Origin of the sequence: Chryseobacterium sp. 22458 (genome assembly GCF_052044975.1) — a bacterium.
GTDB lineage: Bacteria > Bacteroidota > Bacteroidia > Flavobacteriales > Weeksellaceae > Chryseobacterium.
Map to the genome: position 1 here is coordinate 37,882 of NZ_JBQEOA010000009.1, position 26,320 is coordinate 64,201.

A 26,320-nucleotide genomic window follows, 5' to 3' on the forward strand; every position below is an offset into this window, starting at 1 on the left:
TACGAAGTATGATCAAATTATCAGATTACCTGGATTATCTCAATAACGAGATAATTCAGGCTCGTAAAAAGGCTGACGAAAATGCCGTTCTTATTGCCAAAGAATATGCCCGTCATGAATACCTTAAGTATTTTAAAGTTCCACGGTATGCGCTGCCCTGTGTAAAAATGGATATTCCCATTAAAATTACAGATATAGACTCAGATCCTAAATATAATTTTAAACTGAATCAGGATCAGTTCGTTACAGAAATGAATGAGAGAATTCGTCTCGCAAACAAAGAAAAAAAACTGAATATTCCTGAAATCACTAAAAGACAGATCCAGACTGAAGAATTCAAATCGCTGTTTAGCAAACTGGAAAAAAATGATCAGAAGTTTGGGAAAGTTCCTGCCAATGAAGTGCTAAAGCTTGATCTCAGAAATAAAATCAAAATTCTTAATTCCGGGATTTTCCGGCCTCAGGAAGGAACAGGTGAAGATGAAATAGAAGAACTGAAAGAGATTTTTTCAAAAGTCTTACTGAATAAATATACGTTGGTCAATGCAAAGCTGAACAATATTTACATCGATCCCAACACAAGTGCGGCAGAAGACAGAGATAAATTATTCATCAACCTTCATGTAGAAATGGAGGAAGAAGGAATAAGGATTGTGTCATACAAAGATAAAGACGGTAATGAAATAGAACAGATAACTTTTGAGTAATGCAGGAACTTATCCACCATACAGTGCAGAAACTGAAGGAACTTCTAGAAGACTTCAATGACGTTCAGGCTTTATACCTGTCAAAATCCTTTGATTTTGATTCCCGTTTTGATGCTTTCTTAAATGAAACCCTTGAGTATTTTAAAACAAAAGGGAATACCAGCCATGAATCTGAAGTGCTGAAGATCATGAATATGGTTACAACGGTTAAAAGAGGCTTCAATCCTATAAAAATGGAGAAAATAACCACCGGAAGACGTGAGCTTCTCTGGGGATTTTCATTCAATGGGATAGAAAGTATTTATGATATTCTCATGGAAATATATGCAAAGGAAAATAAAAAGCTGGACGATGCTGAAGAGCTTGTTTCAGGGATCATTGTTTCCCTATACCAGAACGGTATTTTGGATGATGAAAAACTGAAGGAACTAAATTCTGTTGTAAAGATTGAGAGTTTCTGGACTTCTCTGATAGCGCAGAATACAGCCATCTCGGGAGTGAATAAAAAACTCAGGCTGACCGTCATACCGGAAGATATTTTCCTTATTCTGGAAAAGGTATTTCTGAAATTAATTTAAAAAAAGATCGTTATGGAAACCGGAAGATATATTGTTCTGCTGGAAGATCAGCAGAAAACCGCAATCAAAAAAGTAGAGAAAGAGCTTGAAGTGAGTATTACTTCCTCCGAATTTCTCTCCAGTGAAAACCGTTCTTATGAAATTATTAATAAGAATAATGGTGTTCTTTATAAAAATATTGGCGTTCTGGTGGTAGAAAATATGGATGAAGAGCAATTGAAAAATGCGGTGGATAACGAATCAAATCCTATCATTTATTATGAAAAGGAGCGGGAGTTTTTTCCTGCAGATGAACTGCAGCTCATCAGCGAACTTAAAAAACAGTCAGCCGGACTTGTGGAAAAAATTTCAGAGCTTGAAAAATACATGGCCGGCAAACCTCTGCCTCAGAAAACACAGGTTGAAATGGAATGGGGATTAACAGCAATTGGCCTTGAAAATACTTTGTATACAGGAAAAGGTGTAGATATCTGCATTCTGGATACAGGACTTGAAACTTCCCATCCGGATTTTTCATCCAGAGAAATTGAAGGTAAATCTTTCATAGATGGAGAAGACTGGAACAGAGATCCCAATGGCCACGGAACACATTGTGCAGGCGTTGCCACAGGAAATACCAGAAATGATGCTAAAATACGATATGGAATTGCAGGGAGCTCTAACCTGAAGATTGCCAAAGTACTCTCTGATAGCGGAAGAGGTACCACCGGTAGTGTGATTGATGCCATAGACTGGGCCATTACAAAAAAGTTCAGAATATTATCTCTTTCACTTGCATCCCCGGTGAAACTTAATGATCAGCCATCCATCCTTTTTGAAACCATAGGAGAAAGAGCCCTTGAAAATAATTGTCTTATTATAGCGGCGGCAGGTAATGACAGCAGTAGACCCCAGATTCCACAGCCGGTTTCAATGCCGGCGAATTCAAAATCGATTATGGCTGTTGCAGCGATTGATATGCAGATGAAGGTCGCTAAATTTTCAAATGCAGGACTTAATCCTTCCACAGGAGGAAATATCAATGTCTGTGCACCAGGCGTAGACATCGTGAGTGCTTACCCAAAAAATGCAAAGAATAAAAATTATTTTTACTATGCTATGAGCGGAACCAGCATGGCCACACCGCATGTTTCCGGGCTTGCTGCTTTATATATGGAACAGTTTCCCGGTAAATCAGCAAAAGAGATCTGGGAACTTATTGAAAATAAAGCCAGACCCATTGAAGGAATTAAATACAGAGATATAGGAAACGGATTAATACAAATATGAATATGATCACTTATCTGGCAGTTTTAAAAAAAGATATCAATCTGGAAAAGCTGAAAACCCTTCTCAAAAGCAGACATATCAGACTTGCTGCTCATTATACAGCCATCGGAGTGATGAAACTCGAGTGTGAACAGCCAATTTCAGCTGACGGATTTCAGGATTACTTCCTAACGGTAGAAGAAGATCAGAATAATTTAACAATATAATCATATCAGTAAGGCTCCTCTGTCGCAGATAAGTTTTATTTTTGTCTCTTATTGATAAAATAAGCGTATGAATTTCAGATTTTCAATGATGCTCCTGATGCTTTCAGTATTGGGATTTTCGCAGGACCTTACCGTAATGAGCTTCAACATCAGACTGAATGTTGAATCGGATAAAGAAAATGCCTGGCCACAAAGAAAGCAGGACGTTGCTGACCTGCTGACCTATTATCATCCTGATTATTTCGGAGTGCAGGAAGCATTGCCGGAGCAGATGAAAGACCTTAAGAGCGGTCTGAAAAATTATAATTATATCGGTGTAGGAAGAGATGACGGCAAAGAGCAAGGTGAATTTTCCGCTATTTTTTATGACACCGGCAGGCTTGATGTACTAAAATCCGGAACATTCTGGTTGTCTGAAACTCCTGAGAAACCTTCAAAAGGATGGGATGCAGCACTGAACAGAATCTGTACTTATGCAGTTTTTAAAGATAAAAAATCGAAAAAAGAGTTCCTTGCAATGAATCTTCATTTCGATCACGTGGGAAATGTGGCAAGGGTAAAATCTTCAGAACTTATCCTTAAAAAAATCAAAGAACTTAATCCGAAAAACTTACCTGTAACGTTGAGCGGAGACTTTAACCTGACCGATGATTCCGAACCGATTAAAATACTTTCCACGAATATGAAAGATACTTTCTATCACTCAGAAACCAAACATTACGGTCCGGTAGGAACTTTCACGGCTTTCAATGTGAATGAAATTCCAAAAGACAGAATTGATTATATTTTCACAAAGGGATTTACTATAAGATCTCACAGGCATATCAACGACAGAAGAGAAAATCTTCTTTATCCGTCAGACCATTTCCCGGTCATTGTGAATATTTCCCTATAAAAATCATCCGGTTGGAAAATCAACCTCAAATCCAATTCCTCTCAGGGATTGGATTTTTACTTCCGGATCATGGCTGAAATATTTCCGGATTCTGCTGATAAATACATCAAGACTTCTTCCGGTGAAGTAATCGTTGGTTTCCCAGAGATGATCCAGGATATTATCTCTTGTGATCATAGAATGATTATGCTTCAGAAGATACAGAAGCAGTTCCTGTTCACGAACTGTCAGCCGTACATTCCCATCAGGATGCGAAAGCTGGAGTTTCTGGGTATCCAATTGATATTGCCCGATTCTGATGTGAGTTTCTGTAACAGCCGGTAAGGTTCTTTTCAGTATATTTTTAATTCTTAAAACCAGTTCTTCCGGATCACACGGTTTAGGAATATAGTCATCTGCTCCTATTTTCAGTCCGGTCAGTCGGTCTATTTTCTGATTTTTTGCAGTTAAGAACAGCAGCGGAAAACTACTTCTTTCCTTTACAATGATTTTAGCCAGAGAAAAACCGTCCATATTGGGCATCATTACGTCTAAAATACCAATATGAAAAGGAAAATCAGAAGTTACAATCGGGACAATGTCTTCAGGATTCTGAAACCAGGTGACTTCAAAATCTTCCAGTTCCAGATATTGTTTCAGGATCATTCCGAAATCCGGATCGTCTTCTGCCAGAAGGATTTTAGTTTTCATAAGGAAGTGATATTTTAAATGTGCTTCCTATACCCGGCTGGCTGGAAACATCTATTTTACCATGATAGGAGGTGATTACTTTTTTTACAAAATAAAGCCCGAGCCCAAGTCCTTTGCTGTTGTGTACATTATTGGACTGTATTCTGTAGAACTTTTCAAAAATGTTGGTAAGTTCCCTGTTTTCCATGCCCTGGCCATTGTCTGAGATTTCAATGTCCAGATTTTGAGCTGAGCAGCCTGTGTTTATCCTGACAATGGAAGCCCCATACTTGATGCTGTTTTCACAGAGATTTTTAATGACAGTTTCCATGAGGTTTTTGTCAAAAGGAAGCTTTTCATTGACTTTATTTTCAAATTTAAATTCTGTATGAGGATAAGTGAATGCAAGATCCTGAATGAAAAAATCCCAGTCTTCAGGTTTTATGGCTATGATTTCTTCAGGTATTTCATCCTTATGGAGCTGGTACATCAGACCTTCAAGCCTGGAAATCTGCCGGTCAATAAGGGGGAGAGTATCAGGGTTCCAGCCTTTTTTTAAAGTTTTGGATGCTATCTTTAAAGTTGCGATAGGGGTTTTAAACTCATGGGAAATGTTATCCACAACGGTGTGGAGAACTTCTACCTGCTTTTGCTGTCTGATCAGGTTTCTGATCGTAAAAATATAGAGAAGCAATACACTGGCAAGCAGGATAATGCAGCAGAAAATCAATAGGGTAAGCTCTTTGAAAACCAGGGATTTTATATTCTGAATTTCAAAATCGGTCTGGCTGCTGACAAAGAATGTTTCTCTCTCCTGATTAATGTCTTTACCTGTATGTTCCTTGGTAGAAGAGGTTCTCCAGGTTCCTGTAGTGGTGATTTTAGGTTTTTTGACTTTAGCTTTTGTTTCGAAAATAATGATGGGCTGATTGATCAGTCTGATGCTGTCAGGAAGATGGATGATAGAAGTGTACCGAATTCTCGCAGATATTTTATAGCCGTCTTTTTTCAGGCGGTCCTCAATATAATTGTTTAACCTTTCTCTTGACGCTTTTCTGTCTTCTACAAAATGACGGATGAATTCCTTTTGGCCGATTTCTTTATTATAGTATTTGCTGATATTCCTCTGAAGCGTATCACTTTTCATCTCCTCAGCATCATGAATGTTTTCAAGCTTGTCCGCATAGTTGCTAAGCCCGTCACTTACGGATCTGTAAATATCTCTTTCCTTTACCTGATAGGTTTTGTACATAAAATACACCTGTATTCCCAGCAGAAGAAGGAATAAGGTGGCAAAGAGGAAGATCAGATTTTTGCTCTTGGTTATCATCAAAACAAAGATAAAGCTTTAGCCATTTTCCTGAAATAATATGGAGAGATTAACCTTTCATTAACCATACAATAAAACAGGTGCTCTCTACTAAAGAAATTGCAGATAAGGCTTAAAAGATAATACGCAAAGAAACAGTGAATTTAGCCGGTAAATTTTCGGGCAGAAAGGACATTAACCCATCATTAACCTTCTATTAACCGAAATTCTCCTTCCCAATTTAGAATTTTGTCCTGTAAAGCAACCGCAATATGTTTTGCATCCATAAAAGACAATGTAGTTATGAACAAAATTATTTTTTTTCTGTGTTTTTCGGTGTTGGTTTTTGCCCAGAAACAAAAGGTAGACGGAACAGTTGAAAATATTGAAAATGAAAAACTTACGGCGGTAAAGATTGAGCTTTTTAATTCTGATAATGAACTCATCAGAGAGTTGAAGACAGACAGCAGAGGGAGTTTTACCTTAGAAGGTATTGCAGAACAGAATATAAAACTGGTAGCTACGGTGAAAGGGTATTCTTTATATGAGCAGTTGCTGAACCTTGAAAACCCTGAAGATCTGAGGATTATTCTTAAAAAAGAAACTCAGGAAATAGAAGGAGTTGTCATGACGAAAAGAAAACCTCTGGTGAAAAGAAAGGTGGACCGCCTGGAATTCAATGTGGAAAACAGCAATATTTCTTCACTGAATGCCTGGGAGATTTTAAAGAATACTCCCAATGTGAGTGTCAGTAATAATGTACTTACAGTGAAAGGAAGTACAGGGATCCTGGTGACCATCAATGATAAAAAAGTAATGCTGACAGGGGACGAACTCAAGAACCTATTGGAAAACACACAGGGAGATGAGATCAGATCTGTAGAGGTGATCACAAATCCGCCCGCAAAATATGAAGCTTCAGGAAGTGCCGTGCTGAATATTGTAATGAAAAAAAATAAGATAGAAGGCTACCGGGGGATTGTCTCCTCAAAATATATACAGACACAATATGCGAAAGGTGTTTTTGGCCTTTCCCAATATTTTAAAAAAGATAAGCTTTCCGTCATGGCAAGCTATTACAGAGGCTTAGGAACGTACTACAGAGAAGGGACAGACTATGTCAATTACTCTGAGAGCCAGACCAGATGGGTCAGTACGATGAAGAGGAAGGATAAAAACTATAACCAGAATACCCTGAACTTCAACGTGGAGTATGAGCTGGACAGTCTCACCAACTTAAGCCTCAACTATTCAGGGTATTTTTCTCCGAAATCTTTTGGAACTTACAACGTTCCCACCCATATTTACAATGCACAGGATATTGTAGAGTCTGATTACGCTACGATCAACGATCATCACTCCCGGGCAATCAATAATTCCTTAAGCTTTCAGATCGACCGAAAACTGAATAAGAAAAGCAGTTTGTCATGGATCAGTTACTTTACAGGAAATAATACCAGAAAATATCAGAATGTGATAACCCATCTGAATTTTGCAGGCCAGCCGCCGGGAGAAGATAATTTCATGACTCAGAATAAAGCCGATGTACAACTGTATTCTACCCAGCTGGATTATCAATGGAAAAGTGATCAGTGGGAGCTCGAATCCGGTACGAAATACAGTTTTGTAAAGACCGGCAGCATATTGAATTTCTCAGACAATGAAAACGGAGTACTGGAATACAGGCCTGAAAAGAGCAGTATCTTTGACTATAAAGAACATAATTTTGCTTTGTATTCTTCACTTTCCTACAACATAGGAAAATGGAACTTCAAAGGAGGGCTTCGTGCTGAAATGACCAATCTTGAAGGAGTTGTATCTGAACCTTATGAACTTAATAAAAGTGATTACTGGAAGCTTTTCCCCACTTTTTATGCACAATATACTACAGAAAACAAACAAGAATTCGGGTTTTCCTATGGTAAAAGAATCAGCAGGCCTTCCTACTCATGGCTGAATCCTGCAAAGTCTTACTATAACCTGTTTTCATACTTTCAGGGAGATCCGCAGCTAAAGGCAACCATTACCCATAACCTCAATCTTACCTATTCCTGGAAGAACTGGAATGTGGATCTGTACTACCGTAAAGAATTGTTCCCGTCTATGGAGATTTCTTATCAGGTATCGGCCACCAATAATGTGGTGTATCATTTCACCAATATTGAGAAGGCACAGGCATTTGGCTTAAGCTTATACAAAAATTTCGAAGTAAAGCCCTGGTGGAATATTATTGTATCTGAAAACCTTGAGCATAATGAGAACTATTTCAATGATGTTGACGGGATCCTGCATCAGAATAAAGTATGGAATCTGAGTTCCAATATTTCCACAAGTTTCACTTTGGATAAAGCAAGTGACTGGAAAATGGAAATGGGACACCGTTATTATTCCCCGGGAATTCAGGGGCCTTTCAGGATTTCCAGTAACTGGTCTGCATATTTTGTGATGAACAGGAAGTTCTTTAGTAAAAAGCTTGAAGCATCCCTTATATTCACTGATATTTTCAGAACGACAGGCCAGAAGGTCAGTACAAAGTACGCTAATCAGGATAATTATTTCCTTGATTATATAGATGCTCAGGGGGTCACATTTTCATTAAAATTCAATTTTGGAAATCAGTCTGTGAAAAATGTTAAAACAATCAGGAAGGCTGCCGAGCAAGAAAGATTATAAAATATTATAAGTGAATAATTAATTATCATAAAACATTATTACAAAAGAAATTACCGCCAGCTGTCACTTTTTCGCTATTTTTGATACCTATCTTTAAAAAGATCGATATGAAGAAAATTTTTTCCGGAATGCTGGTGGTCGTTTCGCTGATGCAATGGTCTGCGCAGGAGTTATATATGCCCAGAAATATCAAAAAGGCCTATGAAAAAGGAACCCGTGATATTTCAGGAGCACCTGGTAAAAACTACTGGCAGAATAAAGGAATCTATAATGTAGAAGTAAAAGTGGATGCCGGAACAAAAGTGGTTTCCGGAAAAGAAACAATTGTTTATACCAACAACAGCCCGGATGCACTGAATGAGCTGGCCATAAGATTTGTGAACAACCTTCACAAGCCTCAGTCGCCAAGATCAGGATTTGTATCTAAAGATTTTCTCTCTTCCGGACTCAGGATCAAATCTTTCATTGTAAATAATGAGAAATATGAGATTAACAGTGATGATTGGGGAACTGTGGAAAAAGTAAAATTAAAGTCTGCCTTAAAATCAAAATCTAAAGCTGAGGTCAGAATAGAATGGGAATACCCTCTTTCTGTACAAAGTGGGAGAGAAGGGCAGATAGACCCTGAAACGTTCTATGTAGCTTATTCTTTCCCGAGAATTTCTGTATACGATGATTATAACGGATGGGATATGCTTCCGCATTCAGACAGACAGGAGTTTTACAATGACTTTAATGATTACAGCTTTGCCATCACAGCTCCGAAGAATTACGTTGTCTGGGCAACCGGTGATTTCCTTAATCCGGAAGATGTGCTTAGCACTGAATATCTGAAAAGATATAGAGCTTCATTGAAAAGTGATAAAGTAATGCATATTGCTACGGAACAGGAAATGAAATCCGGGAAAGTAACCCGCCAGAACAAATGGAATACCTGGAAATTCAAAGCTAATCATATTACGGATTTTTGTTTTGCCATGAGCAATCACTATGTGTGGGATGCAGCCAGTGTTCAGCTAAAAACGAAGAGAGCAAGCGTACAGGCCGGATACAAAAACGGGGCAAAAGATTTTGAACAGTATGTAGGATGGATGCAGTATAACCTGGATTGGTTTTCTAAAAAGTGGCCGGGAGTGGAATATCCTTATAATGTAATGACCGCAATTCAAGGGTATGCCGATATGGAATACCCAATGATGATCAATGATACCAGTATTCCGGATGATTTGAAAGATGCAAGGCTTACTGCTGATCATGAAATAGCTCATACCTATTTCCCTTTTTATATGGGAATCAACGAAACGAGATATGCTTTTATGGATGAAGGCTGGGCAACCACACTTGAATACCTTATCGGAATTGATGAGAACGGGGAAGAAGCAGCTAAAGAATTTTATAAAAATTTCCGTGTCAAAAAATGGATCAATGATCCTTCAGCAGAACAGGATCAGCCCCTGATCACCATGAGTACCCAGGTGAGCGGTGCCGGATACGGAAACAATTCTTATGTAAAAGCCTCCTTGTCTTATCTGGCCCTGAAAGATTATCTCGGGGATGAGCTATTCAAAAAAGCATTACATCATTATATGGATAACTGGAACGGTAAGCATCCTGTGCCATGGGATTATTTCAACTCAATGAATACGGGGTCCGGAAAAAATCTGAACTGGTTTTTCCACAACTGGTTTTATACCAATAATTATATAGATCTTAAGGTGGAAAGAGCTTCTCAGATGAATGATCTGCTTACAGTAAATGTAACGAATGTAGGAGGATTCGCAATTCCATTCGATGCAGTGCTGACTTATGAAGACGGAACAACTGAAAAACTGCATTTCTCACCTTCTATCTGGGAAAAAGATCAAAAACTGACAGATCTGGTCATTCCTATCAAGAAAAAAGTGAAATCTGTAAAACTTGATGGTGATCTTTTCATGGATTATACACCGGGAGATAATACAAAAGCATTATAAAAATGAAAGCCTTCAAAAATATCTGAAGGCTTTTATGTTTTAAAAATACGCAGTTAATCGTAAGCCTAACGTAATATAATTGATCTTTTCTTTGGCAATAAGATGGTTGAGCTCCTCATCCAGTTCTGCACTTTCCTTGATGTCATCGCTGAAATGATAACGTATAGTGGAGTTGATCTGATTATAATCTGTATAAAAAGTAAGGCCAAGTCCCGGATTGAATTTATAGGTCATGGAAGCTCCCGTATTCCATCGGAAAGCCGGTTTAGGCTTATATTTCGCTATCTCAAGTTCATGGTTGGGAGTGTCAATACCATCTCCTTTTACAAACACTTTACCACTGGCGGTTGCTGAATATCCTGCAGTTGCCTTTATCATAAGCTGCCATTTGTCTGAAAAATCATGAGAGAAATAAGGTCCTATACCTGCTGCCAGGAAGCCCAGGGATTGGGTTCTGATGCTATGTTCCCCAAAGTCCTGTCCATCATCAAAGGTAATTCTTTGCGGCTTGATAGGAAAGCTGCTGAAAGTGACATCTGCTCCTACGCCCCATTTTTTTGAAAAGAAGTAAGCACCTTCCAGTCCGCCTTCAAAACCGATCTGTTTTTTGTCATCCAGTTCTGATTCCCGGAGGAAGTTGGTGGTACCTAACGCTGTACCCATCTTTAAAGAAAGGAAAGAAGGGGAGTCGTTTCCTTGTATTCTGGATAAAATACTTAAATTATCACCTTTGTTTTTATAAATTTTATCGATGAAGAAATAACCCAGTTCCGTAGAGATAATCCCGATCCCTGCACCGGCAAGGATATCAGGGACCCAGTGCCTGTTATTCAAGTTCCGGCCCAGCCCTGTAATAGTTGCAGCACTATAACCGCCAATACTGTATGCCGGGTTTACAAGTCCGTATTCTTTATGTAAGAAGCTTGCATTGGTAAAAGCCATGGCAGCATGTCCGGAAGGAAAAGAATTATTTTTGGATCCGTCCGGCCGCTCTACTTTTGATGTGTATTTAATTGAATTCACCAAAATAGCCATAATAGCTAAGCTGGTACCATAAGAAAGGGTGGCCCTTCCAAGATTATTCCGTCCTTTTACACCGGAAAGTTTTAATCCGTAAACCGCAACAGCCGGAGCGTATTGAAGGTAATCATCATACTTGACTTTAAAATTGGGAAGATAGCGGTTTCTTACCTCACGGATATTTTCCTTTTCGCCCCATGTAGCAGCGGCAGCTGTAAAAAGAATAGCAGGGGCCACAGATTTCTTCACCCATTCCTTTTTAAAGAAAGGCTTTTTTTCCTGAAAAGGGAGATCAGACTGTATCATCGCAAGATCTGCCTGGAGATTTCTGGTGTGAATGGTGTCTTGTGCTTTATAACAGCAGAGATGCAGTAATATGCATGATGCCAGTACTATTTTTTTCATCGTTGAATCCCTGAGGTTTAAGTGGCGTAAAAGTATAAAAAAAATCTATCCCATAGATGAGATAGATTTTAAATATTTAAAAAATTGATTTTAATAAACTCTTAGTCCGGATCTTGCGCCGGTAGAAGCTACTACAGCCTGCATTCTTGTTTTCTGTCCGGCAGAGAACATAAACATAGCTCCGTCATCCACATAATCCATATAGTTCATGAACATTACAGATCTGTTTACCCCACCACAGGTATTGTAAAGAGGATAAGTAGGTTTTCCGTAATTAGCAGTTGTCTGTGTAGGGGTATCGCTTACCTGGTCATTTCCGCAATTAGCATCTCCCCAGATGTGTCTTAGATTCAGATAATGTCCTACTTCATGAGTAGCTGTTCTTCCTAAGTTGAAAGGAGAAGATGCGCCTGTTTTGCCAAAAAAAGGAGCGGCAATTACAACCCCGTCATTTGATAATCCGGCAGATTCAGGGAATGTTGCGTAGCCCAGAATTGTTCTTCCCTGGCTGGTCATTTTGCCTACCACCCAGATGTTCAGATAATTTGTAGGATTTGTAGCAGCAATACCTCCTTTGGAAGCCTTTTTCATATCATCATTTGTTGACCAGCTTGTTTTTGAGGTCGATTTTCTGATGGTGTTTACCAATCTGAATTTTACTTTCGTATCACCAGAACTTACAGATTGAAATTCTGAAGGGATTTTGCTGGCATCACTGTTCGTACCTGAGTAATCGGCATTTAAAACAGCAATCTGTTCTGCAATTCTTGAATCAGAAACATTTTCTGCTGTTGTTTTGTAGATGACATTGACAACCACGGGGATTTCTACAGTTCCGTCAGAAAGCACCTTTCCAAGTTTGATATCGTTACTGAATTTTTCTGTATTGTTTTCCAGAGCTGCAAACCTTTGTCTGAGTTCTGGGCTGTTTTTTAAAGCTTCCTGTCGTATTTCTTCAGAAGCACAGCCTCTTTGAGCTATACCAGCAGAAACAGCGGGTTCATCAACCGGAGTCTCACCTTGATTGTTAATGTTGTCACTGTTACAGGCAGACATTACACCGAGCATAAGTGCTCCAAAAAGTAGTTTTTTCATAATCGTTATTTTAATTTTTGAGAATACTAATTTATATAGTTTTTAATTGATTTGCAAATTATATTTATAATTGATAAGTAATTTATTGTTTATTTATGTATAATTCATTATATTGATGTTTGTTTTGGATTTTAATTATTTTTGAAAAAGTGTATCTGATTTCAAATTAAAGTGCGTTTTTGAATGTAAATAATTTTAATTTTTATAAGATTTGTAGAAATTTTTTAACAAAGAAGAGGTTCGGATAGTGGTAAGTTCTGTTGTCAGTATTTACTACTCTTATTATAATTTTCCTGTTACTGATTTTACATGAATCAAAAAAAATCTATCCCTGAACAGAGATAGATTTTGAAATTTTAAAAAAATAAAACTTAAAGTAACTGAATTATCTTAATCCGGATCTTGGTCCGGATGCTGAAACAACAGCCTGCATTCTTGTTTTCTGGTTGGCAGAGAACATAAACATTGCTTTATCATCCACATAATCCATATAATTCATAAACATCTGAGAACGGCTTACCCCTCCGCAAGATCTGTTTAGAGGATAGGTGGGAGTTCCGTAGTTAGGGCCGGGAGAAAGCGGGGTATCATTAGAGTAATCTGTCAGACATCCTGCATCGCTTGATCCCCAAAGGTGTGGAAGATTCAGATAATGTCCTACTTCATGTGTGACTGTTCTTCCAAGATTGAATGGGGCAGAAGCTCCTGTTTTTCCGATATAGTTATAGCCAATTACAAGACCGTCATACCATTGTCCTGCATGTTCCGGATAATAAGCATATCCTAAAGTCCCGGGCTGATTATTTTCGTCAAGTATTGAGTTCACTACCCAAATATTCATATTTTTTGTTACATCAGTAGCTGTAATACCTCCTGTGCTGGCTTTTTTCATTTCTTCAAGATCAGATCGCCAACCTGTTTTTGAGCTTTGTTTCCGGTTGGTTGCTACCAGCTTAAAACGGATTTTTACATCACCGGCTGCGGAAGGCTGAAATGCGGAAGGTATTTTAGTAACATCAGAATTGGTTCCGCCATAATCGGCATTCAGAACTGCAATCTGTTCTGCAATTCTTGCATCAGAGACATTCTGGGTTGCCGTATTGTAGATTACGTTAAAAACAACCGGAATCTCCACCGTTCCATCTGCCAGAACTTTGCCCATTGCAAGGTTATTGGCGTATCTCTCGGCTCCGGCTTCAATTTCGCTCATTTTTTGTCTCAGGGAAGGGTTTTTCTGCAGCATTTTCTCTCTTATTTCTTCCGAAAGACAACTTCTTTTCGAAGCACTTGCTGCAGGAGCCTCCTCCTGGTTCACTGGGGTTTCATTTTGATTGGTAAGGCTGTCTGTGTTACAGGCCGATAGTACGCCCAGAATCAGGGCTCCAAACATGAATTTTTTCATATCACTATATTTTGAATTTGAGGGTGTGAAATTATATTATTTAAAATTGAAATACAAATTATTTTACATTTTATTTAAATTATTCTTATTTAATCGGCTATTTAATTGGTTAAATATTAAATTAAATTCATTTATGTTGAATTTTAATCAATTTCAACAATTTTCTTTTATATTTCACAGGATAGTGTATTTTTAAGTGTAAATAATTTAGTGTTTTTTGTAATTTATAGAATGTTTTTTATTGTAAATCCAATCGTAGAACTAATTTTTTCAAGATAAAAAGTTATTTATGTGCTGATTTATTCTTCTTTTTTATTTATAATATATATTATCATTCTAATGTTGTTGTTTTATTAAATTTCTGCAGTTTGAAAAGTGTAAAAACATAAAAAAAATCTATCTCACATCTGAGATAGATTTAAATATTTAAAAAAGGTTTATAGTCTTAGAGTTCTCTTAATCCGGATCTTGCACCGGTAGAAGCTACTACAGACTGCATTCTTGTTTTTTGTCCGGCTGTGAACATAAACATAGCTGCATCGTTTACATAGTCCATATAGTTCATAAACATTACAGATCTGTTTTTCCCGTTACAACGATTGTAAAGCGGGTAGGTAGGTGTATTGTAATTTTCTGAGGTTTGTGTTGGAGTATCTGCTACCAGGTCGTCACCACATTTTGCATCTCCCCATATATGTCTTAGGTTCAGATAGTGTCCTACCTCATGGGTTGCTGTTCTTCCCAGATTGAAGTTGGCTGCAGCTCCTGTTTTTCCAAAATAAGGGGCAGGAATTACAACTCCGTCATTCCATAATCCGGCAGATTCAGGGAAGGTTGCGTACCCAAGAATGGTTCTTCCATCACTGCTTACCACTTTGCCTACCACCCATATATTAAGGTAATTGGCTGGGCTTGTTGCATCTATTCCGCCATTCTCTGATTTTTTCATGGTATCTCTTACCCAGCTTGTAGTGGTTGTGGATTTTCTTACAGTATTGGCCAGTCTGAATTTTACTTTTACATCCCCGGCTTTTACAGGCTGGAATTCTGAAGGAACTTTTGTAATGTCTGTATTGGTACCGCTATAATCAGCATTCAATACTTCAATTTGTTCTGCAATTCTCGCATCCGAAATATTTTCGGCATCATTGCTGTATAAAACATTTACCACTACAGGAATTTCGACAGTACCGTCTGTAAGAACTTTTCCAAGTTGTATTTCATTGGAAAATTTTTGTGTATTGGTCTCCAGTTCAGCGAACCTTTGTCTCAGTTCCGGGCTGTTCTGTAAGGCCTCCTGTCTTATCTCTTCCGAAAGACAGCTTCTGCTCAGGGAGGCAGCTCCGGCAGCCGGAACAGAAGTTTCCGTAGACTCTTCATTTTGATTGTTCACATTGTCACTGTTACAGGCTGTCATTAAACCGAGCATAAGAGCTCCAAATAAGATTTTTTTCATATCACAATTTTTTTATTTTTTTGAGGGTATGAAATTATATTATTTGAAATTAATGTGCAAATAATTTTACAATTTATTTAAATTATTCTTATTTAATTATTGTTTTTATTGAATATATTCTTTCTTTTTACGTTAAGTGTTGAATTTTATTTAATTTTTAAAAAGTTGTTTTTGTTTTTAGTTGTTATGATTTTTTTTAAGAAATAATTTCAATATTAATTGTTATTATAAGAATATTTTTAATGCTTCTTTTTAGCCGGCAAATCCATTTTTAATAGCAAAAACAGCTAATCCTACACGGGTTTTTAAGTCGAGTTTTTCGCAAAGCTGATCCCGGTAGCTTTCTACTGTTCTGGGACTGCAGCACATTCTGTCTGCAATTTCTTTGTAGCTAAGCTCTGTTACGGTATATTTCAGGAATTCTTTTTCACGTTCGGAAATCTTTATAGAAACTTCCGGTTCCTCTTTGCCGAGATTGGAGAAAATGATTTTTGAAGCCCAGTCCGGATAAAAGAATCCATCAGTGTTCAGTCTGGAAAGTGCTGTTTCCAGATCTTTCGGATGTGTATTTTTCAGAAGATAGCCTTTTGCTCCGTTTTTAATCATTTTGATCACACTATTGTCATCTCCCTGCATGCTAAGAGCCATGACCTTGATGTCCGGATGATTTTTTGTAAGCCATGCTGCCGTTTCAAAACCGTCCATGATCGGCATGCTGATGTCTAAAAGGATAATATCCGGAATGATGTTGCCTTCTTCGAATTTTTCAATAAGGTCTTTACCGTTTTCACAGACATAAATGACCTCAAATTCACTGAAATTACTGATAATGCCTTCCAGTGCTTTGGCAATAAGTATATGATCGTCAACGATTACAATAGATTTTTTCATGACTGCTTTTTAAAAATAATATTAAGTGTGGTCCCTTTGTTTTCCTGGCTTTCAAGACAGAATCGGGCACCTATGATCTCGGCTCTGTTCTTCATGTTGGTAAGACCGATTCCGTTGGAGGTTACCTTTGCGGTGTCAAATCCTTTACCATCATCATGTATGGTAAGCTCCCAGAGGGCTTCTTCAGAGGTGTTAAGGCTGATGAAAATATTCTGACAGCCGGAATGTTTTATACTGTTCTGGATGAATTCCTGGGTAATTCTCAGAAGTACATTTTTATGAACAAAACCCAGATCAAGCTGATTGAAATTGTGCTTAAAGCTTACTTTACATTTCCTGAAAGAATTGGTATTGTCTACTTCTTCCTGAATCAAAGTTACAATTTCCTTCTGGTTGATATTGTCATCCGTTAAGGTTTTTGAAAGACTTCTGAGATCCTGCAGAGACTGATTGATGATCTGCGAGACCTGATCAATCCTTTCATTGGCTTCCGGGGCCTTGTTTTCATAGAGCATCTGCTGTACGTAAAGGCTTACCAGAGTCAGTTTTTGGCCAATGTTGTCATGGAGCTCACGTCCGATCTGCTGCATGGTGGCCTGCTGAATTTCCAGCTGGGTAGACAGGAGTTCTCGCTGATGAAGTTCATTTTTCATCTCAATTTCATTCAGATATTCCTTTTTGCGCCGTCTGTAGTTGATGATATAGATCATCACTGCAACGATGAACATTACAAAAAGTATATTAAACAGAATGATGACAATTAAGAGCTCCGTTTTCCCCATATGAATGAACTTGCAAATAAAATATACAAAACGAATCCTGAGATCAGGAAATAACTGAAATAAATGTCCCAGATCTCTTTGTGTTTTACCAAAAGTGACATAAATGCCATGAAAGGTAATGTTCCTATATATGCCAGTGTAATTCCCAGGTTAATATAAAACATTTTGTTTTTATAAAAATTGAGAATTTCCTGTGAAGTAATTTGTTTATAATACTCCATGATTACCAGAATCATCAGCATAAAGCATCCGAATGTGTAATTGAAGGCAAATACTATTTTATTTTTTGTAAAATACAATTCGTTAGGAATAAATGAAAGTAAATATAAAATGGAAAATATCCAAAACAGTTTGGGTCTTCCTAAAGATTTTGCTGCATATAACCAGTATAAAAATATGAACTGGATAGGTATTAAAAGATAATTATAATACTGGGCTTTGGTAACATGAGAAAAGTATCCCCATTTACTATATGCTTCCCCCAGAAAAATGATAACCAGATACACCACAAGGAGCTTCCATTGTAGTTCTTTTAAACGCCTGTAATATAAAAGTGCAACGAATGCAGCAAGTCCTTCGGAGAAAAGCATGCTGTTTTGAACAAATACCTGGAAATCAGTCATGTTGTGTTTTGAAATATAAATGATAATTAATAAGATTCACCCATAGGTGCTGATGGCGGGATAAGTAGTCCGTGATTTTCACCGATGGTTCCATCATCATCTGAAGGTCCGTCATTGGAAGTTCCTCCTCTTTTGGCGGCGCTTAATCCTAAAGATCTGCCGCTGGTCTGAAGTGTGTTGAAGTCAGAGTGAAGAACATTTCCGTCCTCATTCGTGCTTTTCAATGTTGGAATCATCACTAATGTATGTTTTTCAGCATATTCTTTTGGTACCGGATGAGAGGCCATGATATCCCAGTTTTCAGCCTTAGGGTAGGAAGCGTAGTAAAATCTGATTCCAAGATCCTCATCGGTAGTGTCGGGATTGGTTTTAAGGGCTTCTGCTTCTACCATTGCAATAAACCTTTTCAGTTTCGGAAGATCAAACCATATAGAATGAGCATCTTCTATACCTAAGTTGTTTTTAATAGCAGTCAGGTGGTTCTGGCGGTAATTGTCTACTAAAACTTTAATAAGATTATTAGACATGACACCTGATTGTAGGGGGTTGTTTGATTCTGTACTCATAGCTTTAGTTGTTTATAATATACATTTCAGTTAATATGCAAATTTCGTGAAAATTTTTCTAGAAAACACATGGATAAAATGGGAATTATACTGTTAATTTTACCGGGTTTTTACGGATTGTATATTGTAAAGAATGAGTGGGAATTTAGAAAAAAACTCCAATGTATATCCTGTCCGAAAAAAAATGAAGATTCCAAAATAAAAAAGATCGCTTGAAAAAGCGATCTTTTTTATTGTTTTTAATTTTTTACAGAACTCTTAATCCTGCGCGAGGGCCGGATGCTGAAATGGTAGCCTGCATTCTGCTGTTTTGTTGTTGGGTGAACATAAACAATGTTGTTTCGTCAGAATAATCCATATAATTCATAAACATTACAGAGCGTGAAACTCCACCGCAGGTTTCGTATCTGGGATATGTTGGCACACCGGAGTGTTTCGTAATCTGTTGAGGTGTGTCATCTACGAAGTCGTTACCACAGTTGGCATCTCCCCAAATATGTCTGAGGTTTAAATAATGTCCAACCTCGTGTACTGTTACTCTTCCTTGATTATGAGTGGCGTCAGGACCACCTTCACCCACATAATCGTCCATCATAACAACGCCGTCATTCCAAAGCCCTGCGTCTTCCGGGAAAGTAGCATATCCTAAGACATATCCGGACTGATACGGCATATAATCAACTACCCAGATATTCAGATATTGGTTAGGATCTGTAGAGTCCATTCCTCCTGTAGATGCTTTTTTCATTTTATCATCCGGTGCCCATCTGGAAGTCTTTGTCGACTTTCTGTTAATGCCCGCCAATCTGAATTTAATTTTGGTATCTCCTGCATTTACAGGTTGAAATTCTGCAGGGATCTTAGAAATATCAGAATGAGTAGATGCAAAGGCTTTATTAAGTACATCTATTTGGGAATTTATTCTGGCTTCTGACACGTTATTTGATGCCTTTGTGTAAAGGACATTGAAAATAACCGGTATTTCTACGCTCCCGTCAGCTAAAACTTTACCCATTTTTTTCTGTTCAATATAGTTTGCAGTTTGGCTTTCTATCTGAAGCATTCGCTGCATCGCTGCAGGATCTTCAGCAAGGTGTTTTTTTCTGAGAATATCAGAGCCGCAGAAGGCTTCTTTGCCGGCTGTGATATTGGTTTCTTCCATGTTTGTGTTTTCTGGAGTACTATTTTCTGTTTCATTATTATTACATGAAACCAGGAGTGTGATTAAAACTCCTAAAATTGTTTTTTTCATAAATCTCGTTTTTCGTATAACGAATATATGAGGAATTTCAATACGATATATTTAATTAATCACGTTTTATTTTATGTTAGATTTAACTTGTTTGTATTTAGAATGAAATATTTACATTGTTGATGTTGTTTTTCAATAAATATGCTATTGATTGGATTTTTTAATAAGAATATTTTTCCTAAAAATTTGAAATTATATGGAATTTATTATTTATTGAAAATAAATTGCTTAAAAAGATGATGATATAAAAAAATAAGTGCCGCAGATTTCTCTACAGCACTCATCTACAAAAATTAATGTATATGAAAAAAAACTATTTATTGTTCGGTAGGTCTGAATACCAGGCCTGTTTCTACAAAGTAATCCAGTGTGATTCTGTCTCCGTCATTCACTTTTCCTGCAAGGATTTCTTTAGAAAGCTTGTTCAGTACTTCCTGCTGGATCACTCTTTTTAGAGGTCTTGCCCCGAAAGCCGGATCATAACCTTTATCCATCAGATAATCTACTGCATCCTGAGTAAATGTCATAATGATATTTCGTTTTGCTAACATATCATTGAATCCTCTCAACTGATACTGAACGATTTTTCCGATTTCTTTTTTTCTTAAAGGCTGGAACAGTACGATCTCATCAATTCTGTTCAGGAATTCCGGACGTAAAGTCTGTTTCAGTAAATCAAAAACCTCATCTTTGGTTTTTTCCACAACTTCATTCTGGTTTTCCTCAGTAAGGTTTTCAAAATTCTCCTGAATCAGATGGGATCCTAAATTCGAAGTCATGATGATGATTGAATTTTTGAAATTCACCACACGCCCCTTGTTATCAGTCAGACGTCCGTCATCAAGAACCTGAAGCAAAGTGTTGAAAACATCCGGGTGTGCTTTTTCAATCTCATCCAGAAGTACTACAGAATAAGGTCTTCTTCTCACTGCTTCAGTAAGCTGCCCGCCTTCATCATATCCTACATATCCCGGAGGCGCACCTACCAGTCTGGAAACACTGTGACGTTCCTGATATTCACTCATATCAATCCTTGTCATATTATTTTCATCATCAAACAGGAATTCTGCCAACGCTTTGGCAAGCTCAGTTTTTCCGACCCCAGTTGTCCCAAGGAATAAGAAAGATCCGATAGGTTTTTTATCATCACTCAGTCCGGCTCTGTTTCTTCGGATAGCATCCGCTACGGCCTCAATGGCTTCATCCTGTCCTACCACTCTGTGATGGAGCTCAGACTCCAGATTCAACAGTTTATCTCTTTCTGATTGCAATAACTTGGTAACAGGAATGCCTGTCCATTTAGCAATAACTTCGGATATATTTTCTGCGGTTACTTCTTCCTTGATCAGCTCATTCTGGTGGTTCTGCATTTCCAGTTCCACTTTGGCAAGCTCGTCTTCTTTTTCACGGAGTTTTCCATATTGGATCTCGGCTACTTTTGCATAATCTCCGGCTCTGGAAGCTCTTTCTGCCTCTAATTTCAGAGATTCAATATCTTTTTTGATCTGGGTAAGATCTTCACTTTTTTGTTTTTCTTTCAGCCATTTGGCATTGATTTCATTTCTCTGTTCAGAAATTTTAGCAATATCTTCTTTTAAATGGTCGATTTTCGTTTGGTTGCCTTCTCTTGAGATGGCGGCCAGTTCAATTTCCAGCTGCATCAGTCTTCTGTCTAAAACATCCAGTTCTTCCGGTTTGGAGTTGATCTCCATTCTCAGTTTGGCAGAAGCTTCATCAATAAGGTCAATCGCTTTATCCGGTAAAAAACGGTCGGAAATATATCTCTGAGACATTTCCACGGCAGCAATGATCGCTTCATCTTTGATCCTTACCTTATGGTGAGCTTCATATTTGTCTTTAATTCCACGAAGAATGGAAATAGCGGATTCAGTATCCGGTTCTTCCACCATTACTTTCTGGAAACGTCTTTCTAATGCTTTATCCTTTTCAAAATACTTCTGATACTCGTTCAGTGTTGTTGCTCCTATGGCTCTCAGTTCTCCTCTTGCCAAAGCTGGTTTCAGGATATTGGCAGCGTCCATCGCACCTTCGCCACCGCCGGCACCTACCAGTGTATGGATCTCATCAATAAACAGGATGATCTGTCCGTCTGATTTAATCACTTCGTTCACTACAGATTTCAGACGCTCTTCAAACTCACCTTTATATTTGGCACCGGCGATCAGTGCTCCCATATCCAGTGAATATAAGGTCTTGTCCATCAGGTTTTCAGGAACGTCACCACTGATGATTCTGTGGGCAATTCCCTCAGCAATGGCTGTTTTACCTACACCTGGTTCTCCAATAAGAATCGGGTTGTTTTTTGTTCTTCGGGAAAGGATCTGCAGTACCCTTCTGATCTCTTCATCACGTCCGATCACAGGATCCAGTTTTCCCTCCGCTGCTAATTCATTGAAGTTTTTAGCATATTTATTCAGGGATTGGTAAGTTTCTTCCGAACTTGCAGAAGTAGCTTTGCTTCCTTTTCTTAGTTCTTTAATTGCTCCTTCCAGTAAGCTTTTGGTTACGCCCATATCTTTCAGCATTTTGGAAACTTCAGAACCTGTCTCCAAAAGGGATAGCCATAAATGTTCTATCGTTACGTATTCATCGCCCATTTTTTTAGCGATATTGGGAGCGTCCAGCAAAACTTTGTTGGCGGATTGTGAAAGATAAATGTTACCTCCCTGTACTTTAGGAAGTTTTTCCAGACTTTCACGGTTGCGCTCTCTTACCAGGTTGGCATCAGCTTCAGATTTTTTCAGTAAGAAAGGCGATATGTTTTCATCTACCTGAAAGATTCCTTCAAGTATATGTTGAGGTTCAATACTTTGGTTGCCGAGTTCCATAGCAACCTGTTGTGCTGCCTGGATGGCTTCCTGTGATTTTACAGTATATTGGTTTAAGTTCATATTTTTATATTTTTTGTAATGATATGTTCCGGTTTAATTTTCCTAAAAACATCAAGAAACTAAATTTTCAGGCTCAGTTTCTTAATGCCATCAATTATTTAATCATTTAATCGATTAGCTTATCGCAAAAACTGTTCAATTATTAAATTTACAAAAAAATAGGACAAAATTTCCGGATTTGCTATTTTTAACGTAAAATTAACTTGACAAAATTTCCGGTTCTGCAAATATTTATTTATATCTGCGAACAAATAGTCATATCGTTATGATTACTAATCTAAAGGGTAGCAAAAACAACGGAATTAAATTGGCCTGAAATGATTTATTCTTTTTATGATCAAAAAACAAGGAGTTTAATTCAGAATAATTATTTTTGCAATTTACCAGATGGAACTAAAAGAAAAACAGAGAAAAATATTAGACGTAGCAGTAGAACTTTTCAAAGAGAAAGGCTACATGGGAAGTTCTGTAAGAGACTTAGCTACGAAACTCAATATCAAGGCAGCATCATTATATGCACATATCCGTTCAAAGGAAGAAATTCTGGAATGGATCTGCTTTGGCATTGCCCAGGAATTTTTCGATGAGCTTCAGGAGGTAAAAAATACTGAAATTGAGCCCAAAGAAAAACTGAATCTGTTTCTGGATAAACATTTATCGGTTGTTCTTAAAAACAGGGATGTTACCCATATCTATTCCAACGAGTGGAGGCATCTTGAGGAAAGGCTTCCTGAATTTATAGAACTCAGGAAAAATTATCAGCAGGAAGTGGAAGCACTGATCTCTGAAATTTATCAGTCCGAAAATTGGGAACTGAAATCCCCGTCATTTACTACAAGATTCATTCTTCACACTCTAAACAACTCCTATTTCTGGTTTAAGAGAAACAGTGATTCTACCGATGAGATTACTGAAGAAATAAGGGATAAGATCCTTTATGGGCTTCTGGGAAATCAAAATAGATAATGTACTCTGTCATTCTTATGAAGGAAGAATCTTCATTAAGTTTCTGTGAATTTCTAATTTTAACAGCTCACAATTTCATGTTGATTATTTAGAATCAATCAAAATATGACGAAAATCATAAAAATTTTGTCAGCTTCCAAAATCTTTTTAAATTTACACCTAACAAATGTTAGTTAGTTTTATGGAATTTTCAATTGAATATCTGGAGCTGGGTCAGTTGAGACAGCTTCAATCCGACCGGTTGATCAGTCTGATCAATTATCTGGGAGAGAAGTCGGAATTTTATAAAAAGAAATTTGATGAATTGCAGATCTCTCCACAGGAAATAAGGTCGATAGAAGATATTACGAAACTTCCGATTACTTACAAGCAGGATTTAAGAGATAATTATCCTTTCGGGCTGTTTACGGTTCCTAAAAGTGAGCTTCAGAGAATTCACTGTTCAAGCGGAACAACCGGAAAACCTACCGTAGTGGGATATACAAAAGAAGATGTAGACCTTTTCAGCGAGGTGGTGGCCAGATCTTTATATGCTGCCGGAGCCAGACCAGGGATGCAGCTTCACAATGCTTATGGCTATGGAATTTTTACAGGCGGATTGGGGCTTCATTACGGTGCTGAAAAACTGGGGATGAGTGTTCTTCCTATTTCTGGAGGAATGACAGCCAGGCAGGTGGATCTGATTATGGATTTTAAACCTGAAGTGATCTGCTGTTCGCCGTCGTATGCATTGACCATTGCAGACGAGTTTGCCAGCAGAGGAATCTCGGCACAAGATATCAGCCTTAAATATGCGGTATTAGGATCAGAACCCTGGACGGAAATTATCAGGTGTCACATTGAGGAGAGATTAGGAGTTCATGCAACGAATATCTATGGTTTGAGTGAAATTATCGGGCCAGGAGTTTCCATGGAGGATTTTGAAGAGAAAGGCGGTGCTTACATCTGGGAAGACCATTTTTATCCTGAGATTTTAGATCCGGTAACGAAACAACCGGTACCTTTAGGGGAAGAAGGTGTTTTGGTGATCACTACCTTAACGAAAAAGGCGATGCCGCTTTTACGTTATTGGACGAATGATATCACAAGTCTTTATTACGACAAAAATGCTGGAAGAACCATGGTGAAAATGAAACCGATTATTGGCAGGGCAGATGATATGCTGATCGTAAGAGGGGTAAATGTTTATCCAAGCCAGATTGAAGATGCTTTTTCATATGTAAAAGGAGTGGTTCCCAATTACTATCTTACTCCCGTTGAAAAAGAACAAATGTGTGTAGCCTTAGATATTGACGTTGAAATTGATGATGAACTGGTAAAGGCCCAAAAAGTAGAAGCAGATACCGATGATTATTTTAATTTTGTCGGAAACTTCGGAAAAAATATAGAAAACGAAATCAAAAAAAGGGTGGGCATCACTACAAAAGTGAAAGTTCATGCCCAGGACAGCCTGCCGAAGTGCGAAGGTGGAAAAATTAATAGAATACTAAAAAAATAATGAATTCATTTTATAAACTTAAAACAGTCAGAGTTCAGAAAGATACTTCAGACGCTGTGAATGTAGCGGTGGAAATTCCTGAAGAGCTTAAAGACAAGTTCAGGTTCAAGCAAGGACAGTACCTTAATTTCCGCATGATGATCAACGGAAACGAGGAGAGACGTTCTTACTCCATCTGCAATGCGCCAAGCGAAAAGGGGAATACCCTGGAAGTATTGGTGAAGTTATTGGAAGGTGGAAAGGTTTCAGGGTACTTCAATGAGCATCTTCATATGGATGAAATGCTGGAAGTAATGCCTCCGATGGGTGGTTTTAATACATCTTATCATCCTACCAATGTAAAAACTTATATTGGTTTGGCGGCAGGAAGCGGAATTACTCCGGTATTGTCCAATATCAAAGAAAGCCTTTATCAGGAGCCTAAAAGCAATGCTTATCTGTTCTACAGCAACAGAAGTATGAACCATGTTTTGAGAAAAGCTGAAATTGATAAGCTGGTAGAGCAGTTCAACGGAAGGCTTAAAGTGATTTATCTGGTAAGCCGTGAGAAGCATGAAGATCCTGTTTTTGAGGGAAGAATTTCTGCTGAGAAATTAGACCAGCTGTTTGAAAGATATCCGGAGATTGATGTAAAAGAAGCAACTTATTTCATTTGTGGTCCTTCAGAAATGATCAAAGGAATTGCAGATTATTTAAAGAAAGATAAAAAAGTACCTGCTATCCAGGTTTTATTTGAATATTTCACAGCTCCTGACGAAGAAAATACGGAGGAGATGAGTGATGAGTTCAAGGCCATTGCCAATATTGAAAGTATGGTGACGGTAATCATTGATGATGATGAATATTCGTTCCATCTTAATTCCAAAAAAGAGAGTATCTTAGATAAAGCATTGAAAGACAATCTTCCTGTGCCTTTTGCATGTAAAGGAGGAGTATGTTGTACGTGTAAGGCGGAAGTTCTGGAAGGAGAAGTTTTTATGGAGAAAAACTACGCACTTACCGAAGACGAAGTAGCAAGAGGCTACGTTCTGACCTGCCAATGTCACCCTACAACCAATGTGGTGATGCTTAATTATGATGTTTAGGATAATTTGAAAACGAGTCAATGTGTAAATTTGAAAATATCATTATTGTATTTTAATTTTCAAATTGCCAGATTCTCAAATTTTCAAA

Annotated in this window: 22 protein-coding genes; 10 read left to right on the forward strand and 12 right to left on the reverse strand. The window is 37.8% G+C overall.

Going from position 1 to position 26,320, the window contains the following annotated elements; all coding sequences use genetic code 11:
• The first annotated feature begins 8 nt into the window (after positions 1–8).
• The 5 genes from ACTJJF_RS21350 to ACTJJF_RS21370 all read left to right on the forward strand — a co-directional run bounded on the left by ACTJJF_RS21350 (position 9) and on the right by ACTJJF_RS21370 (position 3,655).
• Positions 9–707: a hypothetical protein gene (locus ACTJJF_RS21350; protein ID WP_312304767.1), complete on the forward strand. Its 699-nt coding sequence runs from the start codon at positions 9–11 to the stop codon at positions 705–707.
• Entirely contained in the window at positions 707–1,285 is a 579-nt protein-coding gene (locus ACTJJF_RS21355; RefSeq protein WP_440700960.1) for a hypothetical protein, read from the forward strand. The genes ACTJJF_RS21350 and ACTJJF_RS21355 overlap by 1 nt, the downstream gene beginning before the upstream one ends.
• Positions 1,286–1,297: 12 nt before the next feature.
• The gene (locus tag ACTJJF_RS21360; protein ID WP_440700961.1) at positions 1,298–2,554 is read left to right on the forward strand and encodes a S8 family peptidase; all 1,257 of its coding nucleotides are present in this window, start codon (positions 1,298–1,300) and stop codon (positions 2,552–2,554) included.
• Positions 2,555–2,556: 2 nt separating this feature from the next.
• On the forward strand, positions 2,557–2,760 hold the full coding sequence (locus ACTJJF_RS21365; RefSeq protein WP_440700962.1) for a hypothetical protein: 204 nt from the start codon (positions 2,557–2,559) through the stop codon (positions 2,758–2,760).
• Between the two features lie 67 nt (positions 2,761–2,827).
• Positions 2,828–3,655: an endonuclease/exonuclease/phosphatase family protein gene (locus ACTJJF_RS21370; RefSeq protein ID WP_440700963.1), complete on the forward strand. Its 828-nt coding sequence runs from the start codon at positions 2,828–2,830 to the stop codon at positions 3,653–3,655.
• Positions 3,656–3,658: 3 nt separating this feature from the next.
• Here the strand turns inward: ACTJJF_RS21370 and ACTJJF_RS21375 are convergent, their stop codons facing one another.
• The gene (locus tag ACTJJF_RS21375; protein ID WP_440700964.1) at positions 3,659–4,345 is read right to left on the reverse strand and encodes a response regulator transcription factor; all 687 of its coding nucleotides are present in this window, start codon (positions 4,343–4,345) and stop codon (positions 3,659–3,661) included.
• On the reverse strand, positions 4,335–5,654 hold the full coding sequence (locus ACTJJF_RS21380; protein ID WP_312304752.1) for a sensor histidine kinase: 1,320 nt from the start codon (positions 5,652–5,654) through the stop codon (positions 4,335–4,337). The genes ACTJJF_RS21375 and ACTJJF_RS21380 overlap by 11 nt, the downstream gene beginning before the upstream one ends.
• Positions 5,655–5,936: 282 nt before the next feature.
• Here ACTJJF_RS21380 and ACTJJF_RS21385 point away from each other — a divergent pair, with 282 nt between their 5' ends.
• Together ACTJJF_RS21385 and ACTJJF_RS21390 are read left to right on the forward strand one after the other, a co-directional pair.
• On the forward strand, positions 5,937–8,306 hold the full coding sequence (locus ACTJJF_RS21385; protein ID WP_440700965.1) for an outer membrane beta-barrel protein: 2,370 nt from the start codon (positions 5,937–5,939) through the stop codon (positions 8,304–8,306).
• Positions 8,307–8,413: 107 nt separating this feature from the next.
• The gene (locus ACTJJF_RS21390; RefSeq protein WP_440700966.1) at positions 8,414–10,279 is read left to right on the forward strand and encodes a M1 family metallopeptidase; all 1,866 of its coding nucleotides are present in this window, start codon (positions 8,414–8,416) and stop codon (positions 10,277–10,279) included.
• Between the two features lie 39 nt (positions 10,280–10,318).
• Here the strand turns inward: ACTJJF_RS21390 and ACTJJF_RS21395 are convergent, their stop codons facing one another.
• The 10 genes from ACTJJF_RS21395 to clpB all read right to left on the reverse strand — a co-directional run bounded on the left by ACTJJF_RS21395 (position 10,319) and on the right by clpB (position 22,683).
• A complete protein-coding gene (locus tag ACTJJF_RS21395) occupies positions 10,319–11,704 on the reverse strand; it encodes a phosphatase PAP2 family protein (protein WP_440700967.1) in 1,386 nt (461 codons plus the stop codon).
• A gap of 90 nt (positions 11,705–11,794) precedes the next feature.
• Entirely contained in the window at positions 11,795–12,799 is a 1,005-nt protein-coding gene (locus ACTJJF_RS21400) for a zinc metalloprotease (RefSeq protein WP_312304742.1), read from the reverse strand.
• A gap of 385 nt (positions 12,800–13,184) precedes the next feature.
• Positions 13,185–14,201, reverse strand: a complete 1,017-nt coding sequence (locus ACTJJF_RS21405) for a zinc metalloprotease (RefSeq protein ID WP_312304741.1) — start codon at positions 14,199–14,201, stop codon at positions 13,185–13,187.
• Between the two features lie 445 nt (positions 14,202–14,646).
• On the reverse strand, positions 14,647–15,657 hold the full coding sequence (locus ACTJJF_RS21410) for a zinc metalloprotease (protein WP_440700968.1): 1,011 nt from the start codon (positions 15,655–15,657) through the stop codon (positions 14,647–14,649).
• Positions 15,658–15,909: 252 nt separating this feature from the next.
• Positions 15,910–16,548, reverse strand: coding sequence for a response regulator (locus tag ACTJJF_RS21415; protein ID WP_440700969.1), 639 nt, complete (start codon positions 16,546–16,548; stop codon positions 15,910–15,912).
• A complete protein-coding gene (locus tag ACTJJF_RS21420) occupies positions 16,545–17,330 on the reverse strand; it encodes a sensor histidine kinase (RefSeq protein WP_440700970.1) in 786 nt (261 codons plus the stop codon). Before ACTJJF_RS21420 ends, ACTJJF_RS21415 begins: the two co-directional genes overlap by 4 nt.
• On the reverse strand, positions 17,309–17,953 hold the full coding sequence (locus ACTJJF_RS21425) for a hypothetical protein (RefSeq protein ID WP_312304733.1): 645 nt from the start codon (positions 17,951–17,953) through the stop codon (positions 17,309–17,311). Before ACTJJF_RS21425 ends, ACTJJF_RS21420 begins: the two co-directional genes overlap by 22 nt.
• A gap of 26 nt (positions 17,954–17,979) precedes the next feature.
• Positions 17,980–18,519: a hypothetical protein gene (locus ACTJJF_RS21430; RefSeq protein ID WP_440700971.1), complete on the reverse strand. Its 540-nt coding sequence runs from the start codon at positions 18,517–18,519 to the stop codon at positions 17,980–17,982.
• Between the two features lie 247 nt (positions 18,520–18,766).
• Positions 18,767–19,771 carry a zinc metalloprotease gene (locus ACTJJF_RS21435; protein ID WP_312304727.1) on the reverse strand — a complete coding sequence of 335 codons (1,005 nt, stop codon included), beginning with the start codon at positions 19,769–19,771 and terminating at the stop codon, positions 18,767–18,769.
• A 317-nt stretch (positions 19,772–20,088) separates the two neighbouring features.
• Positions 20,089–22,683: an ATP-dependent chaperone ClpB gene (gene clpB / locus ACTJJF_RS21440; RefSeq protein ID WP_312304725.1), complete on the reverse strand. Its 2,595-nt coding sequence runs from the start codon at positions 22,681–22,683 to the stop codon at positions 20,089–20,091.
• Positions 22,684–23,070: 387 nt separating this feature from the next.
• Between clpB and ACTJJF_RS21445 the strand changes: the two genes are divergently transcribed.
• The 3 genes from ACTJJF_RS21445 to ACTJJF_RS21455 all read left to right on the forward strand — a co-directional run bounded on the left by ACTJJF_RS21445 (position 23,071) and on the right by ACTJJF_RS21455 (position 26,232).
• Positions 23,071–23,649: a TetR/AcrR family transcriptional regulator gene (locus tag ACTJJF_RS21445; RefSeq protein ID WP_312304723.1), complete on the forward strand. Its 579-nt coding sequence runs from the start codon at positions 23,071–23,073 to the stop codon at positions 23,647–23,649.
• A gap of 181 nt (positions 23,650–23,830) precedes the next feature.
• On the forward strand, positions 23,831–25,147 hold the full coding sequence (locus tag ACTJJF_RS21450) for a phenylacetate--CoA ligase family protein (protein ID WP_440700972.1): 1,317 nt from the start codon (positions 23,831–23,833) through the stop codon (positions 25,145–25,147).
• Positions 25,147–26,232 carry a 2Fe-2S iron-sulfur cluster-binding protein gene (locus tag ACTJJF_RS21455; protein ID WP_312304718.1) on the forward strand — a complete coding sequence of 362 codons (1,086 nt, stop codon included), beginning with the start codon at positions 25,147–25,149 and terminating at the stop codon, positions 26,230–26,232. Before ACTJJF_RS21450 ends, ACTJJF_RS21455 begins: the two co-directional genes overlap by 1 nt.
• The last annotated feature ends 88 nt before the right edge of the window (positions 26,233–26,320 follow it).

Bases quoted from the DNA above. Each gene is read 5' to 3' on its own strand.
- ACTJJF_RS21350 (WP_312304767.1), top strand. From the start codon at position 9: ATGATCAAATTATCAGATTACCTGGATTATCTCAATAACGAGATAATT.
- ACTJJF_RS21355 (WP_440700960.1), top strand. From the start codon at position 707: ATGCAGGAACTTATCCACCATACAGTGCAGAAACTGAAGGAACTTCTA.
- ACTJJF_RS21360 (WP_440700961.1), top strand. From the start codon at position 1,298: ATGGAAACCGGAAGATATATTGTTCTGCTGGAAGATCAGCAGAAAACC.
- ACTJJF_RS21365 (WP_440700962.1), top strand. From the start codon at position 2,557: ATGATCACTTATCTGGCAGTTTTAAAAAAAGATATCAATCTGGAAAAG.
- ACTJJF_RS21370 (WP_440700963.1), top strand. From the start codon at position 2,828: ATGAATTTCAGATTTTCAATGATGCTCCTGATGCTTTCAGTATTGGGA.
- ACTJJF_RS21375 (WP_440700964.1), bottom strand. From the start codon at position 4,345: ATGAAAACTAAAATCCTTCTGGCAGAAGACGATCCGGATTTCGGAATG.
- ACTJJF_RS21380 (WP_312304752.1), bottom strand. From the start codon at position 5,654: ATGATAACCAAGAGCAAAAATCTGATCTTCCTCTTTGCCACCTTATTC.
- ACTJJF_RS21385 (WP_440700965.1), top strand. From the start codon at position 5,937: ATGAACAAAATTATTTTTTTTCTGTGTTTTTCGGTGTTGGTTTTTGCC.
- ACTJJF_RS21390 (WP_440700966.1), top strand. From the start codon at position 8,414: ATGAAGAAAATTTTTTCCGGAATGCTGGTGGTCGTTTCGCTGATGCAA.
- ACTJJF_RS21395 (WP_440700967.1), bottom strand. From the start codon at position 11,704: ATGAAAAAAATAGTACTGGCATCATGCATATTACTGCATCTCTGCTGT.
- ACTJJF_RS21400 (WP_312304742.1), bottom strand. From the start codon at position 12,799: ATGAAAAAACTACTTTTTGGAGCACTTATGCTCGGTGTAATGTCTGCC.
- ACTJJF_RS21405 (WP_312304741.1), bottom strand. From the start codon at position 14,201: ATGAAAAAATTCATGTTTGGAGCCCTGATTCTGGGCGTACTATCGGCC.
- ACTJJF_RS21410 (WP_440700968.1), bottom strand. From the start codon at position 15,657: ATGAAAAAAATCTTATTTGGAGCTCTTATGCTCGGTTTAATGACAGCC.
- ACTJJF_RS21415 (WP_440700969.1), bottom strand. From the start codon at position 16,548: ATGAAAAAATCTATTGTAATCGTTGACGATCATATACTTATTGCCAAA.
- ACTJJF_RS21420 (WP_440700970.1), bottom strand. From the start codon at position 17,330: ATGGGGAAAACGGAGCTCTTAATTGTCATCATTCTGTTTAATATACTT.
- ACTJJF_RS21425 (WP_312304733.1), bottom strand. From the start codon at position 17,953: ATGACTGATTTCCAGGTATTTGTTCAAAACAGCATGCTTTTCTCCGAA.
- ACTJJF_RS21430 (WP_440700971.1), bottom strand. From the start codon at position 18,519: ATGAGTACAGAATCAAACAACCCCCTACAATCAGGTGTCATGTCTAAT.
- ACTJJF_RS21435 (WP_312304727.1), bottom strand. From the start codon at position 19,771: ATGAAAAAAACAATTTTAGGAGTTTTAATCACACTCCTGGTTTCATGT.
- clpB (WP_312304725.1), bottom strand. From the start codon at position 22,683: ATGAACTTAAACCAATATACTGTAAAATCACAGGAAGCCATCCAGGCA.
- ACTJJF_RS21445 (WP_312304723.1), top strand. From the start codon at position 23,071: ATGGAACTAAAAGAAAAACAGAGAAAAATATTAGACGTAGCAGTAGAA.
- ACTJJF_RS21450 (WP_440700972.1), top strand. From the start codon at position 23,831: ATGGAATTTTCAATTGAATATCTGGAGCTGGGTCAGTTGAGACAGCTT.
- ACTJJF_RS21455 (WP_312304718.1), top strand. From the start codon at position 25,147: ATGAATTCATTTTATAAACTTAAAACAGTCAGAGTTCAGAAAGATACT.